The sequence below is a fragment of the Microbacterium halimionae genome (assembly GCF_011761265.1).
GTDB classification, from domain to species: domain Bacteria; phylum Actinomycetota; class Actinomycetes; order Actinomycetales; family Microbacteriaceae; genus Microbacterium; species Microbacterium halimionae.
In genome coordinates this window covers 632,375-646,043 of record NZ_JAAOZB010000002.1, presented here as the reverse complement: position 1 = coordinate 646,043, position 13,669 = coordinate 632,375, and the positions used below count along the sequence as shown (strand labels likewise).

The 13,669-nt window shown below is 59.4% G+C and carries 17 protein-coding genes, 1 tRNA gene and 1 other RNA gene; 6 read left to right on the top strand and 13 right to left on the bottom strand.

Translation table 11 applies throughout. The features are described 5' to 3' along the window. Positions 1-44: 44 nt before the first annotated feature. Entirely contained in the window at positions 45-677 is a 633-nt protein-coding gene (locus tag FHS06_RS13810) for a DUF2510 domain-containing protein (RefSeq protein WP_208388151.1), read from the bottom strand. A 76-nt stretch (positions 678-753) separates the two neighbouring features. Continuing rightward, positions 754-826: transfer RNA gene (locus FHS06_RS10790), tRNA-Lys, on the bottom strand. Positions 827-930: 104 nt separating this feature from the next. Between FHS06_RS10790 and FHS06_RS10785 the strand changes: the two genes are divergently transcribed. Further along, on the top strand, positions 931-1,782 hold the full coding sequence (locus FHS06_RS10785; protein ID WP_167049173.1) for an inositol monophosphatase family protein: 852 nt from the start codon (positions 931-933) through the stop codon (positions 1,780-1,782). Continuing rightward, the gene (locus tag FHS06_RS10780) at positions 1,782-2,360 is read left to right on the top strand and encodes a hypothetical protein (RefSeq protein WP_167049172.1); all 579 of its coding nucleotides are present in this window, start codon (positions 1,782-1,784) and stop codon (positions 2,358-2,360) included. Before FHS06_RS10785 ends, FHS06_RS10780 begins: the two co-directional genes overlap by 1 nt. Here the strand turns inward: FHS06_RS10780 and FHS06_RS14365 are convergent. Continuing rightward, entirely contained in the window at positions 2,338-4,341 is a 2,004-nt protein-coding gene (locus FHS06_RS14365; protein WP_167049170.1) for a sensor histidine kinase, read from the bottom strand. The two genes, FHS06_RS10780 and FHS06_RS14365, sit on opposite strands and share 23 nt — an antisense overlap. Before the next feature lie 71 nt (positions 4,342-4,412). Between FHS06_RS14365 and FHS06_RS10770 the strand changes: the two genes are divergently transcribed. Genes FHS06_RS10770 through crcB form a run of 3 tightly spaced genes read left to right on the top strand, consistent with a single transcriptional unit; the run spans position 4,413 to position 5,690 of the window. Next, entirely contained in the window at positions 4,413-4,793 is a 381-nt protein-coding gene (locus tag FHS06_RS10770) for a response regulator transcription factor (protein WP_167049168.1), read from the top strand. A gap of 1 nt (position 4,794) precedes the next feature. Further along, positions 4,795-5,316: a fluoride efflux transporter FluC gene (locus FHS06_RS10765; RefSeq protein ID WP_182486543.1), complete on the top strand. Its 522-nt coding sequence runs from the start codon at positions 4,795-4,797 to the stop codon at positions 5,314-5,316. Further along, entirely contained in the window at positions 5,313-5,690 is a 378-nt protein-coding gene (gene crcB / locus FHS06_RS10760; RefSeq protein WP_167049166.1) for a fluoride efflux transporter CrcB, read from the top strand. Before FHS06_RS10765 ends, crcB begins: the two co-directional genes overlap by 4 nt. On the opposite strand, the gene FHS06_RS10755 is transcribed toward crcB, so the two are convergent. The 6 genes from FHS06_RS10755 to ssrA all read right to left on the bottom strand — a co-directional run bounded on the left by FHS06_RS10755 (position 5,687) and on the right by ssrA (position 9,171). Next, positions 5,687-6,535: an SDR family oxidoreductase gene (locus FHS06_RS10755; protein WP_167049164.1), complete on the bottom strand. Its 849-nt coding sequence runs from the start codon at positions 6,533-6,535 to the stop codon at positions 5,687-5,689. The genes crcB and FHS06_RS10755 overlap by 4 nt on opposite strands. A gap of 47 nt (positions 6,536-6,582) precedes the next feature. After that, positions 6,583-6,729 carry a hypothetical protein gene (locus FHS06_RS10750; protein ID WP_167049162.1) on the bottom strand — a complete coding sequence of 49 codons (147 nt, stop codon included), beginning with the start codon at positions 6,727-6,729 and terminating at the stop codon, positions 6,583-6,585. Positions 6,730-6,809: 80 nt separating this feature from the next. Next, a complete protein-coding gene (locus FHS06_RS10745) occupies positions 6,810-7,115 on the bottom strand; it encodes a hypothetical protein (protein ID WP_167049160.1) in 306 nt (101 codons plus the stop codon). 57 nt (positions 7,116-7,172) lie between these two features. Next, positions 7,173-8,267 carry an N-acetyltransferase DgcN family protein gene (locus FHS06_RS10740; protein WP_167049158.1) on the bottom strand — a complete coding sequence of 365 codons (1,095 nt, stop codon included), beginning with the start codon at positions 8,265-8,267 and terminating at the stop codon, positions 7,173-7,175. Between the two features lie 116 nt (positions 8,268-8,383). Next, positions 8,384-8,701 (bottom strand): YbjQ family protein, encoded by a 318-nt coding sequence (locus tag FHS06_RS10735; protein ID WP_167049156.1) that lies wholly within the window; start codon positions 8,699-8,701, stop codon positions 8,384-8,386. 99 nt (positions 8,702-8,800) lie between these two features. Further along, positions 8,801-9,171: a transfer-messenger RNA gene (ssrA, locus tag FHS06_RS10730) on the bottom strand. A 134-nt stretch (positions 9,172-9,305) separates the two neighbouring features. Here ssrA and FHS06_RS10725 point away from each other — a divergent pair. Continuing rightward, positions 9,306-9,971, top strand: a complete 666-nt coding sequence (locus FHS06_RS10725) for an SIMPL domain-containing protein (RefSeq protein WP_167049154.1) — start codon at positions 9,306-9,308, stop codon at positions 9,969-9,971. A gap of 13 nt (positions 9,972-9,984) precedes the next feature. Here FHS06_RS10725 and smpB read toward each other — a convergent pair whose 3' ends face one another. From smpB to prfB, 4 genes are all read right to left on the bottom strand, one after another. Continuing rightward, positions 9,985-10,461, bottom strand: coding sequence for an SsrA-binding protein SmpB (gene smpB, locus FHS06_RS10720; RefSeq protein WP_165142491.1), 477 nt, complete (start codon positions 10,459-10,461; stop codon positions 9,985-9,987). Positions 10,462-10,553: 92 nt separating this feature from the next. Next, complete coding sequence (gene ftsX / locus FHS06_RS10715; protein ID WP_167049153.1) at positions 10,554-11,468, bottom strand: permease-like cell division protein FtsX; 915 nt, start codon at positions 11,466-11,468, stop codon at positions 10,554-10,556. Beyond that, on the bottom strand, positions 11,465-12,442 hold the full coding sequence (gene ftsE / locus FHS06_RS10710) for a cell division ATP-binding protein FtsE (protein ID WP_167049151.1): 978 nt from the start codon (positions 12,440-12,442) through the stop codon (positions 11,465-11,467). Before ftsE ends, ftsX begins: the two co-directional genes overlap by 4 nt. Positions 12,443-12,552: 110 nt before the next feature. Next, positions 12,553-13,662, bottom strand: a complete 1,110-nt coding sequence (gene prfB, locus FHS06_RS10705) for a peptide chain release factor 2 (protein WP_167049149.1) — start codon at positions 13,660-13,662, stop codon at positions 12,553-12,555. Positions 13,663-13,669 lie beyond the last annotated feature (7 nt).

Sequence of the window (13,669 nt, the reverse complement as noted above, 5' to 3'; positions counted from 1 at the left end):
GGCGAGACGTCGACGCCAGCCGAGTGGTCGGTCGTCATCGCGCGCTAAGGCGATGTAGAAGAAGAACGCACGATATCGATCATCATGTCGCTCATATCTGAGAACACCACGGCAACTAAAACGCCTCCGATAACCAATGAGAGCACGATGGTTGTCCCAACCACCAAAAGTGGCGCGGCCCCCCGACCGGTGCGCCGGATCACGACGACCGAGCGCCCGATCGCATACACAGGACTTAAGAATTGCCAGGCCCAGTGAAAAGGTCTCGGTACGCCCATCGCCCTCAGCTGCGCATAGTCCCGGTAGGCGAAGAATACGTTGAGCCCAAATATGACCCAGCCCAAGCTAACGCTCAAAAGGTAGGCGGGTGAGAGGTAAAGCCCCAGCATCCCTCGATTCATGGCCATCGGATCGTCAGCCGAGTAGTCAAAGTTGAAAGCGTCTCGCCACGGCACGAACAAGCTCAGCAGCGCCGGAATAATCGGCAGCAAAATGATGAGCCAAATCCAAGGCGTGTTCCACCCGGTTCCTGGTTCAGCTTTCAACTCTGCGGCTGGGATCGCGCCGCCATGCACGTGATCAGTCCACGCCATTCCATCCCAGTAGCGCGAAACGCCGGGATTTGAAGGATCCGGGTACCAGCCGGCGGGAGCCTGTTGCGGTGCGAGATCGCTCATTCAACGATGCTACGGCGAATGCGTGCTCGAAATGAAAAAGCCCCGCAAACTGGCGAGAGTCTACGAGGCTGATCCGTGCACCCCCCGGGACTTGAACCCGGAACCCACTGATTAAGAGTCAGTTGCTCTGCCGATTGAGCTAGAGGTGCGTGATTTTGCAGTGAAAAACATCACTGTGAACCGAGGGTCAACATTATCATCACGACTGGCTCTAACGCCAATCGAGATCGGAACCTGCGGATATCCTTATGGGGTGACACCAGGTAACCCAGCTCTCGATTTCGCTTCGCCTTTCGACGGTGACCTGCAAGATGATCTCCGCCTGGCCCTGAAGTTGGCGGATGCTGCCGACTCAGTCACGATGGCAAAATTCGACACCCCCGACCTAGATATCAGCACGAAAGCGGATGCCACCCACGTCACCGAGGCGGACCTCGCTGCCGAACAAGCAATCCGCGCTCTGCTCGAAACTGAGCGCCCGAACGATGGCGTTTTCGGCGAAGAATTCGGCATAACGGGTGATTCGAATCGCCAGTGGATCATCGACCCAATCGATGGCACCGCCAACTACCTCAAGGGCATCCCGATGTGGACGACCCTCATCGCCCTCGCGATCGACGGCGTTCCGCGCGTCGGTGTCGTCAGCCAACCTGCGATCGGTCGTCGCTGGTGGGCTGCGACAAACCTCGGCGCGTGGACAAATACCGACACCGAGCCTCGGCGTCTCAAGGTGTCTGACGTAGACACAGTGGCCGAGGCATCCTTCAGCTTTCAAAGCATCGATCAATGGGATGACGCGGGCCACCTCGAGAGTCTCATCCACCTCACGCGGAGTGTGTGGCGCGACCGCGGCTACGGCGATGCGTGGCCGTACATGCTGCTCGCAGAAGGACGTCTCGAGCTCGTTGCTGAGTTCGACGTCAAGGAGTACGACATCGCCGCCATAGTGCCCATCATTATCGAGGCGGGCGGTGCCTTCACTGCATATAGCGGCACACACACGCTCTCCGAGCGCTCAAGCTTTGCCTCAAACGGCGTCTTGCACGACGCGCTTCTTAACGTTGCCCACAATGCTCCACTCACAGTCCACGCAGAGAGCGCTTAATGATTCGACCGATCGTCGCCCGTACCCTGGCCACCGCTGCGCTTCTGACGGGCTCACTCCTCGTTTCGGGTTGCGCCTCTGCTGAAGAACCGGCTGCTGAGCCCTCAACCGCAGCGTCCCAGGCAGAAGAGCCGTTAGAACCGACTGCGACTGTGACGCCGGAGCCAACGGAACACGTGGATCCCACCTGCACAACAATTCTGCCGGAAGCCACTGTCGCGGACTTTGAGAGCGTCGGGTGGAGCGCACGCGAAGACCTGATGCGCGTCGGCACGCTCCAGCTAGCAGGCAGCGTGATGTGCACGTGGGGAGATTTCTCCGTCGCCACCGATCACGTGCAGGTGTTCGGGTGGGCACCAACAACGGGAGCCGAAGCATCCGAAGCACGCAGCGAACTGATTGAGCAAGGGTGGGTCGTCGTAAACGATGATTCGGGCAACTTCGTCACCGAGAACCCTGAGACGGCGATAGCCACAGACGACGACGGGTTCGGGATGACCTACTGGTTCACCGACGATGGCATCAAGCTGGCAGACACCAAGCAGGGTCTGCTTCTTATTGAGTGGCCTCCGGCCTAACGAGGGGTATACGAACCTCGACACAGGTACCTTCACCGAGCACGGATTTGAGCCCGATGCTCCCACCCATTGAATGCACGAGATCTCGTGAGATTGGGAGGCCGAGCCCGGTCCCAGGAATTCCGTCACGGATGGCTTGCGGGCTTCGGTAAAACGGGTCAAAAATGCGATCGCGGTCTTCTCGGCTAATCCCCCGTCCGCTGTCTTCGACTTCCAGCATGACCTCGTCACCCTTGGTGTCCGCAGTGATTTTGACTGTTGCGCCCGGCACGGAGAATTTGATCGCGTTTGTCACAAGATTTGAAAGCACTCGCGCAAAGTCGGATTCTGGCACATAAAGATAGGTGTCAGGGGCAACTTTTACGTGCACCTCGACGCTCTTGCTAGCGGCAAATCTTCCAAGATCCGATACGCACTGATCGATCGCTCTACCAACCGCGATTCGACGACGTGCGGGGGGCTCGCTTGTGTCGCTGTTGCGGCGAGATATTAAGAGCACGTCGTCCACCACCGCGAGAAGCCGCATAGCGTTTCTCTCAATGACTTCGAGTGATTCCTCATCCGCGGTCACGCCGTGGTTCTCCCGCATGTCTTCCGCGTATCCAAGGATCGACGTGATAGGGGTGCGCAACTCATGCGACACGCTCGCGACAAAGTCATCTTTTTGCTGATTGAGCTTGCGTAACTCGTTGCTGATGGCTCGCTCTCGCGCGAGTTGTTCTTCGAGCTTGCGTTGAGCTTCACGCATTGGTGCAAGGTCGGTAATTGCGAGAACTACCGTTCGGCTTCCATTCGGTTGATGCCCCACGGTGATCGTAAGCTGCGCAGTCGAGGCCGCTCCAGGCGCCGCGCTCCACTCAAAAGTCTGTTCAGTACCGGCGGAAAGTCGCGAAATTATCTCGTGGAGTCGGCTCGCTCGTTGCAATCGCCATTGTCCCGCCGAATGCTCGAAGGAGTCAGGAACCAGCGCTGGTGCGGCCGCGTTGATTTCGATCAATTCAAACCAATTGCTGGCTGCTTCTTGCAGCACAGCAAACCCATTCGGCCCACGCTCAAACGCACCCCTGACAAGGCTCGCGAGAGCCAACCTCTCCCGTTCGATTACGCGTCGCTCTTGCGCCGCGGCACCGATCAAAAGAGCCAGTGCAGCCAGCGTGAATGAGTACAGCTGAAGAAAAGCAATACCTGGCACGGCCCCCGTCACATACGCGAAGGGGCCTCCGCCAAAAATAGTCAACGCACTTATCCCGCCAAGCACACCGATGAGTTGAAACACCGCAGTGAACATGGATTGCGAAAGTGCAGCCCACGCCAATATGGGGACGGGCAGAAACGTCAGTGGGGCAGGGCTCCCTGGATAGAAAGCAGCAAGGACAGACAACACCAGGGCGCCGCTGATCGCAATGGTTTTCGGCGGAGTCGAAACTCGAAAATGCAGCCGAGGAATAATGACGAGCGGAACAATGCAGACGATTGTGAGCGCGTGAGCGGCGGCTATGGGCACGAAGGATGCGGCAAAATCGAGACCGACGAGATGCGCTCCGGTTGCCACGCATAGGGCCGCAACGGCCGCTCCAGCCACCGTGGCGACAAGCAGGCGGCCGACATCGGCGACAGTCTTGAGGCTCAGTTGCTGCCGTCGCGCGGCAATTATCGCCGCAACGAGCCAAGCCTCGACGGCGTTGCCAACACTGTCTAAGAACGACAGCTCCAACGACCGACCACCCGAGAGCAGCCCGAGGAAAACCAACAACACGACGCCGACGGCAACGTATGGACGTTCATGCTTACGCGCGCAAAGTGCCGCAGCTACCGCGGCTGATGCCGCTGGCCACCATTCTGCGATTGCTATGGATCCGGGTTCTCGCAGTGAAAACACAAGAGCAAGCACACCGGTGAGTGCCACGAGCCCCCCAACGAGCAAAAGCCGCGCACGAGCGGGCGCATTTTGCGACCACTCGGCCATGCTGATGTCGAACACGGTATGACCTCTCCGGTGAGTACGCCCTACGATAGACGGAAAGACGCGCATCCTGGAAAGGCGCTCCTCCTATGGCAACAGTTGCGGTTGTTGATGACGAGCAAGATATTGCCCGGCTCATCGCTGCGCGCTTGCAACGCGCCGGCCACGAGGTGGCACTGTATTCCGACGGCGCAGCCGCACTCGAAGGCATCACAGCACACCCGACAGAGATTGCTGTCGTCGATTGGATGATGCCGAAGCTTGATGGAATTGCGCTCGCACGAGCTTTGCGCGCTCAAGAATCAACGGCGCACATCCGTCTCCTTCTTGTGACCGCCCGATCTGATCCGGACGACCTCGTTTTCGCAAAAACGCAGGGTTTTGACGACGTGATGACTAAGCCGTTTACGCGAGAATCGCTTCTGAGTGCTGTTGCGCGTTTGTCCGACGCTCGTCCCCTCGACGTCTGACATGGCCGCCACCGAACCTTCAACTAACTCCGAGCGCGATCTTCCCGAAGACCCCGACATTGAGGTTGTCGAGGCACCCGGACAAACCCTTTTACCACTGCATTTGCGGCCAGCATCCTTGATTCTTGTCTTCATCGGTGGGGCGCTAGGCACCGCCGCTCGCGAGGGTGTGGGTATCGCCCTGCCTTCTGGAGGCGAGGTGCCGTGGGCGATCTTCGTCGTCAACGTCTTGGGCGCCCTCCTCCTCGGGCTCCTTCTCGAGGCGCTCGCGCGGCGAGGCCCGGATGCGGGGGCTCGCCGCGCCGCGCGGCTCTTGGTGGGCACGGGCTTCATGGGTGGGTTCACTACCTATAGCGCCTTTGCCGTCGACAGCGCCGCGCTGCTTGCAACGGGCCATCTGGCCACCGCGATCGTATACGCCGTGGGTACTGTCCTCGTTGGAGCCGCTGCGACCGGGCTCGGTATTCTTCTGGGCGCGGCACGCTACCGTCACCAGCAGACCCGAGCTGAAGGCTCACAATGACACCCCTGCTGTTTGTTGCGATCGCGCTTGCTGGCGGCCTCGGCGCCGTATCTCGGCTCACGCTCGACGGGCTCATTCGAAGCCGGCTGAGCTCGACATTTCCGGTCGGGACCTTCGCAATCAACGCGACGGGATCGCTTATTTTGGGATTCGTCACGGGCCTTGTGATGGCGAGCGTGCTACCGGAAGCCTGGCATCTCGTGATCGGCACCGGATTCTTGGGTGGATACACCACTTTCTCGACCGCAAGCTTCGAGACAGTGCGGTTGGTGCAAGAAAAACGCTGGGGAGCCGCCGTCTTCAACGGTTTCGGCGTCCTAGTTATTTGTGTTGCGGCTGCCGGATTTGGGCTGTGGTTGGGCGGGCTTGTCTAGCGCGCGGCGACGAACTGCTCCAGCGACATCGGCTTTTGCCCGGTGATCTTTTCGACGGCGTCGCTGACAGCTGAGACTTCGCCTGCCGCGATCGCCGTGTACGTGCTCACCCATGCATCGTTTTGCCAGTCGGGCGCTCCCCACGGCTTTCGTGACTCGTATGCTTCGGCGAGAGTTTCGTTATGGAAGGTCACGCGCTGACCGGTGGCCTTGCTGATGATCTTCGCGGTTTCGTCGAACGAGACAGCCGTAGGTCCGGTGAGATCATACGTCGTGACCGCGTGCGCTTTGGGGTTGCGCAGAACTTCTGCGGCTACTCGCGCTACGTCATCCCGCGACACGGCGGCTACACGACCGTCGCCCGCCGGACCACGAATCACGCCGTCTTCACCGACCACGGCGGTCAAAAAGTCGAGATAGAAACTATCGCGGAGCATGGTCCATGACATCCCGGATGCCTTGATGTGCTGCTCCGTCGCGTAGTGATCCCGCGCGAGGGTGAAGAGCGCTCCGGGCGCCGCACCTTGAAAAGACGTGTAGATGATGTGCTTAATGCCCGCGGCTTGGGCGGCATCAACGAACGTGAGGTGCTGTGCGAGGCGGTCCTCGTGCTCCGCCGCAGACACCATGAAAAGCACCTCAACTCCGCGAAGCGCTTCGGTTGCTTGATCCAGGTCGCCAAAATTGCATTCGACGACCGCGCTGTTTGGCAACGCTGGTGCGCGCTCGGGCGAGCGAGCAAGCAGTCGCAGAGAATAGCCATCGTCGGAAAGCAATGAAGCAACTTTGCCACCTAGTGCCCCCGTGCTGCCTGTGACAGCGATCGGTGATTTAGAAGTTGTCATGGTGCCCCGTTTTCTCCGAGCGCTAGTCTCTGCGCTTGCTGCACGATCTAACGCTTTTTTGACCTTGCAACGACATCAGAGTCGGCGCCGCGGTTGGCGACAGCCTTCTTGTCAGCCTTCGCCTGGCGCTTTTCTTTCAGCGTCTTTGCGGGCGCAGTTTTACCGCCCTCTTTACGCGTGTTTTTTTCAGCCATGGGTCGTGCTCCTTCGAGAGTCACGGTGACCCTGTTGTGCTGAGGCTACACGCGCATCGAGGCACTGGATTCATCGGCTTTCAGCCGAGCCCTGTGACGCGCGATTTCGCGTCCCCGAGTGGGCCATAGCGTTTCGCCTGCGCGCGCTTTTCCTCATCGAAGTCCGTATAGTCCTCAGACTTCTCGCCGGACCGGTGTACCCGCCACGCCCAAACCCCGGAAATGAGAGCGAAAATAACTCCCCCGGTCACTCCGATAGCCACGCTCTGGGAGAAAAACCCAAGAAGAAAGCCGAATGCGGCCGAACCTGCTGCGAGTGCGACAACCGTACCTACTTGACGCAGCCGCCACACGGAGTCGCGACGATCAATTCTGCACTTTTCCATACATTCACGCTAACCGAGATACGCGCCCGGGTGAAGGTCCCGAGAGCTGACGCGGTATTAGCTCGGCACTGTGATCCGGCTACGCTCGGCGAGGGCTGGGTAGGCCAGCAGCACCATCTCAACGAGCCTGTCGAGCGGGCGTGTGAGCGGGTCGGTCGCGGGAATACCCAGTTCGAGTTCGTGCTCGTCGATCGAGGTAGCGATTTGCTCGTCAGTCATGTGTTCGTGGTTGATTGTGATGCCAATCACACGCGTCTCCGCGAAAGATTCGATCAGAGCTATCTCACTTGCGGCTGTAGGCATCGGCAGAAATCGGTAGTCGTCGAGCATCGCGCGCTTTGGCGCATGCTGAACGATGACGCCATCCGGGCGACTTCCGCGCAGAATGTACGCGGAAGTCAAATAGGCCGGATGGCTGAGTGCACCCTGGCCCTCAATCACGATGATGTCGGGATCTTCGTTCTCGAACGCCGCCACCACCTGAGCTTCGACTTCACCCGAGCAGAATTGCGGCACTGTCGCGTCCAAGGCGACGGCGTATTTGGCCCCCTGAATGAGCGCCGTCTGGCCGGTACCGATCATCACGGCTTTGACGCCACGGGCGTTGAGTGCTTCGACAAGGAGAGTGGTCGTCGTGCGTTTTCCGATAGCACCGTCTGTTCCGAGCACAGCGACCCTCGGGCATGTCACATCGAAAATACGGCCGGAGAACAGGCGCAGATCTTTGCGATCTTTCGTGCGTCGCACATCAGTGATCGTGACGCCCGACAGCAGAGCGGCGGATGCAAATTCGGCGTCTTCGTTCAAGAATTCGTGCAGACCGTTGACGAGATTCATGCCGCGAGAAATGCCGTCAAGAAGATCAACGCGTTGGGTATCGGTCAGAAGCCCTCCTGCTGGCGCCATACCGAAGATGAGGGAGTCAGGCACCGCACCTGCGTGCGCAATTGCTTCCGCTAGATTCGCCAACACAGGAATGCCGTTCACGACCCCATTGAGCACGAAACCTGCATCTTGGCCTGCGAGGGTGCTATCGATCACACTCACAATCTCGTACTTTTGCGAGTTGCGAACGAGACCGTTTGCAGTCTTGCCGTCTTGCTGGCCGAATTTACCCTCGCAGTAGACAACGGCGGTAGCGCGAACGGACATGATGCTCCTCTGAAGAACCCAGAGGAGGCGACAATCGTGACGTGTCTTCCCTGACGCAAGCAAAGTGCCAGCCCGCGAAAGCTAGCAGGGGTTCCTGGGCGAACGTCGGTGTGACGTCAGCTAATGGTGACTGCGGTGCCGTATGCACACACCTCGACGCCACCGCCGTCGCCGTAGTCGTTGGTCTCGAAGCGAAAAGCGACGACAGCGTTGGCGCCCTTGCTGGTCGCCTCAGCGGCTAGACGCGATAGTGCCTCATCACGCGTTTCGTGGAGAAGCTGGGTGATCCCCTTCAGCTCTCCTCCGGCAAGTGCCTTGAACGACGCGCCAATGTTGGAGCCGATGTGGCGTGAGCGGACGGTGAGTCCGAACACCTCGCCGACCACGTTGGTGATGGAGTGGCCAGGGACGTCATTGGTCGTAACGATAATCATGTGCTCAGTGTTACGGCTGTTCGCGCTTCGCACAAGAAAAAATCCCATCCTCCGCATAGTTTCACGACGAATGGGACTTTCACTTGCGTGACAACGGCTGCGTGGAGATGGGGGGAATCGAACCCCCGTCCATCACTGAGTCTCTGGGGCTTCTCCGGGCGCAGTCTGTGAAGACGTTCTACTCGGCCCCGACATTTGTCACAGACACCTAAGTCGACGGGCCCAGCCTGGGAAAAGTCCCGAACGGCGTCCAGACGCCACCGTTCAGCAAGACCCCTAAATGACGCCAGGGTCCGTGGCGGGGTCGCCCACGGTCTGACGGACTATCGGGCTCGCTTATGCAGCGAGGGCGAAGTCGTTGCGATTGGAATCGGCAACTATAGTTTTTGCAGGGAGCGTTCTCGAGATAACCCTGCATCCTCGGCCCGCTTCTCGCAGATTCGCAGGCGATGTCGAAACCGATCATCCCCGTGATCCTTCTTGCGAAGGGCCGTTGTCACACTGTTGAATTACCAACTCGAACCTTAAATACGTTCGAGCTTTACAGCTTACAACGGATCCCGTTGCTACGGAATTCCCGAGGCATAACCGTAGGCTCGTGAACATGAGCAACGTCATCATCACCGTCCGCGGTGAACACGAAGACCGGTACGCGCCGCAAGAAGGTGTTGTACGCATCGCTGTTCACACCGAAGGACGAGAGCGCGCCGCAGTTGTCGACGACGCCACCGCTCAAGCCTCTCCGATTAGCACAGCTCTCGAGCATCGTCAGAAGTCCGGCTCAGTGTCTCATTGGACGAGCGAACGTATTGCAGTCTGGTCAGATCGCCCTTGGATCGGTGAAGGTCAGCGATCAGATCTCGTGCACCACGCCTCAATTCAGTTCACCGTGGTTTTCGTTGCTGCGGCTGAGCTGTCGTCATGGATTGAAGAGATATCCACCCTCGACGCCGTGTCGGTCGAAAGCGTGGTTTGGCGACTGGAGTCCGCCTCGGCAGCCCGAGCAGAGTCCGACGCTGCGGAACGCGCTGTATCGGTCGCTGTCGCACGCGCGAAGGCTTACGCCGAAGCGCTCGGACTTTCGTCCGTCATTGCGATGGAGGTTGCCGACAGTGGAATGCTCTCTGACGCCCCCGCCACGCCCTCCCCGCCCACTGCCGTGTACGGAATGCGTGCAATGGCTGCGGATGCCTCATCTCAAGGCCTCGCTCTTCGCCCAGACGACATCGTGGTCGCGACCACAGTCGACGCCCGCTTCCGCGCGTCGTGAACGAAAACTAGCGTTAGTCACCCATGCGGTTGCGAGTGCGCATAGCGCGCTCAGCTTCACGCTTGTCTTGACGCTCGCGAAGAGTCTGACGCTTGTCCCACTCGTGCTTACCCTTCGCGATAGCAATTTCTACCTTCGCGCGGCCATCCGAGAAGTAAAGCTTCAGCGGCACGAGCGTGTAGCCACCGGCTGAAACTGCATGTGAGATCTTGACGATCTCTTCTTTGTGCAACAGCAACTTACGCACACGTTTAGAAGCGTGATTCGTCCAGTGCCCCTGCGAGTATTCCGGGATGTGCACGGAGTCGAGAAAGATCTCTCCGCCATCCACGTACGCGTATCCGTCGGAAAGATTGGCGCGCCCTTGGCGTAGCGACTTGACCTCCGTGCCGGTCAAGACCATGCCGGCCTCGTAGGTCTTCTCGATGTTGTACTCATGGCGCGCGCGACGGTTGGTTGCGATGACCTTCTCGCCGCGTTCCCTAGGCATACCGACTCCAAAATCCTCGCCGCACCGACCATGCAGCAGCCGGTCAGTCTATCAGTGACAACACGGCATCCGCACTGCCCTGAGAGCCGTGGCTAGGCGCGCAGCCACCGCCGGATAGCGAAGCCAGCAGAGAATGCTGCCAACACGACGCCGATCACGATGATCACCGGAATCACGATGGCAAGTTCAGGCCCGCTCACCCACGTCGTAACGAAGGTAATTCGACTTCGCAGGTAGTCGTCAACCCCCACGTTTACGATCCCCCACACAGCAACGCTCGCGAGAGCTGAACCGATGAGCGCTGCAAACACACCTTCAAGGATGAAGGGCGTCTGGATGAAACGGTTGGATGCACCAACGAGCCGCATGATGCCAAGCTCTTTTCGCCGAGCAAAAGCAGAGAGCCGAATTGTCGTCGCGATCAAGAGCACCGCGGCGATAAGCATCAGACCGGCGATGCCGACCGCAATATATGTTGCGACGGTGAGGGCAGAGAAAAGAGGCTCCAGATACTGCATCTGGTCTTGCACTTCTTCGACGCCATCCATGCCGCTGAATGCCTCAGAAAGCACGTCCGACTGGGTCTGGTCTACGAGGTTGATCCAGAACGTGGCGTTGAGCTGCTCGGGCGTGATGATGCCCTCGTACTCTTCGCCAAGCTGCTGGATGGCTTCGTCATACGCTTCATCGTTCGTCTGGAAGTCGTAGTCACGGATAAGCGGAGCGAGTGCCGCACCATCAAGCTGGTCGCGCACCGCCTGGAGCTGATCTTCGTCAGCTGCTCCGTCTGTGCACGTCGCTGCAGTCGATACTGAAGTGCACATGTACACGGCAACCTGCGCACGATCAATCCAGTAATCACGCATCTGGCCGATCTGCATCTGCATCAACATCGCCGAGCCGACGAAAGTCAACGAGACAAAAGTCACCAAAATGACCGAGATCACCATCGAGATGTTGCGGCGGAGTCCGCCGAAGGCTTCCGAAAGAACGAGACCGAGCCTCATCGCGTTGGTCCCACTTCGTCGTCGTTCTTCTCTAATCCAAGCCGATCGGCTAGCCCCAGCTCGGCGATATCGACGCCGGCGTCTTGGGCTGCGGCCGATGCATCGACAGCTTCATTTTCGTTCGTTGCAGAGTAGGCAGCACGAGCCGCAGCATCGACCGCAGCGTCGATGACGAGCGGCTCAATCTCACCGGTTTCGACGATTTCCCGCTGCAGCTCGAGCACGGCAGTCAGCGCAGCAACGGATGCCGCACCCTTCTCCGCCTGCGGAGCAAGCTTCGGAACACCCGAAATGTCTCCGTAGCCACCGTGGCGCTCGTCGCGCACGATGTCACCGTTGCTCAGCTCGATCACACGTCGACGCATCTGGTCCACGAAGCTCGCTTCGTGGGTGGCCATGACGACTGTCGTGCCTCCGGCGTTGATGCGAGCGAGTAGCTGCATGATGTCGACGGATGTCGCGGGGTCAAGGTTTCCGGTTGGCTCATCGGCGAGCAGCACCTGCGGACGGTTCACCAGCGCGCGCGCGATGGCGACACGCTGTTGCTCACCACCGGAAAGTTCGTGCGGCATCCGCTTCTGTTTGCCGTCGAGCCCTACGAGCGCAAGCGCCTCGGGAACAGCCTGCTGGATGAATCCGCGTGACGCGCCAATCACCTGAAGGGTGAACGCAACGTTTTGGAAGACTGTCTTGTTCGGCAGCAGGCGGAAGTCCTGAAACACCGAGCCGATGTGACGACGAAAGTAGGGAACTTTGCGGTTCGAGAGCGAGCGAAGGTCGCGACCGAGCACGACGACACGCCCCTCAGAGGGGGCATCTTCGCGGAGGATAAGCCGCAAACACGACGACTTTCCCGACCCCGAAGCTCCCACGAGGAACACGAACTCTCCGCGTTGCACCTCGAAGTCGACGTTATTCAACGCGGGACGAGAGGTGCCGCGATACCGCTTAGTGACATTTTCAAACCGGATCATGGCTGTGTCAGCCTAAGCTCGCACCGGGTGATCGGTGGGAAAGCTCACGGCGCGCCGGTATGCGTGTCGCCTGTGAAAATCGGTCGCGGCGCGAACCCGACCGGCACTTCTCAGTCGTCGTCGCGACGCTTGCGCCAACGGATGCCAGCAGCAATAAACCCGTCGAGATCGCCATCGAACACGGCGCTCGGGTTGTTGACCTCGTAGTCGGTGCGGAGGTCTTTGACCATTTGGTAGGGCGCGAGCACGTACGAGCGCATCTGGTCGCCCCAGCTCGCGGTGATCGTTCCCGCGAGTTCTTTCTTCGTTGCGGCTTCTTGCTCTTTTTGTAGCAGCAAAAGGCGAGACTGCAACACGCGAAGAGCTGCGGCCCGGTTCTGGATCTGGCTCTTCTCGTTCTGCATCGAAACGACGATGCCGGTCGGAAGGTGCGTGATGCGCACAGCTGAGTCGGTCGTGTTGACCGACTGTCCGCCAGGACCTGACGACCTGAAAACGTCTACGCGAATATCGCCCTCGGGAACGTCGACGGCGACAGCCTCTTCCATGAGCGGAATGACTTCGACGGCCGCAAACGACGTCTGACGCTTGCCAGCGGCACCGAACGGGCTCATGCGCACAAGCCGGTGGGTACCGGCTTCGACGCTGAGAGTTCCGAACGCGTAGGGCGCATCGACCTCGAATGTAGCCGACTTGATGCCCGCTTCTTCGGCGTACGACGTGTCCATGACAGTCGTTGAGTAGTTGTGCTGCTCGGCCCAACGGAGATACATGCGCAGGAGCATTTCGGCGAAGTCGGCAGCATCGACGCCGCCCGCTCCCGAACGAATAGTGATGACAGCCGGACGGGCATCGTATTCACCGTCGAGCAGCGTCTGCACTTCGAGCTGGCCGATGACATCGACGATCTCGGCGAGCTCCTTACGAGCCTCGTCGGCCGAGTCTTCATCGCCCATTTCATTGGCGAGCTCGATGAGCACTTCGAGGTCGTCGAGTCGACGCTCGAGGCTTTCGATGCGAGCAAGTTCGCTCTGACGGTGGCTCAGCGCGCTCGTCACTTTCTGAGCCGACTCAGGATCGTCCCAGAGGTCGGGAACACCCGCCGCTTCAGACAGTCGTTCAATCTCGGTGCGCAGCGACGCCACATCTACAACGCTCTTGATGTCGTTGAAGGTGGAGCGCAAGGCCTGGATGTCGGCGGAGAGATCGATTTCGAGCATGACAGTT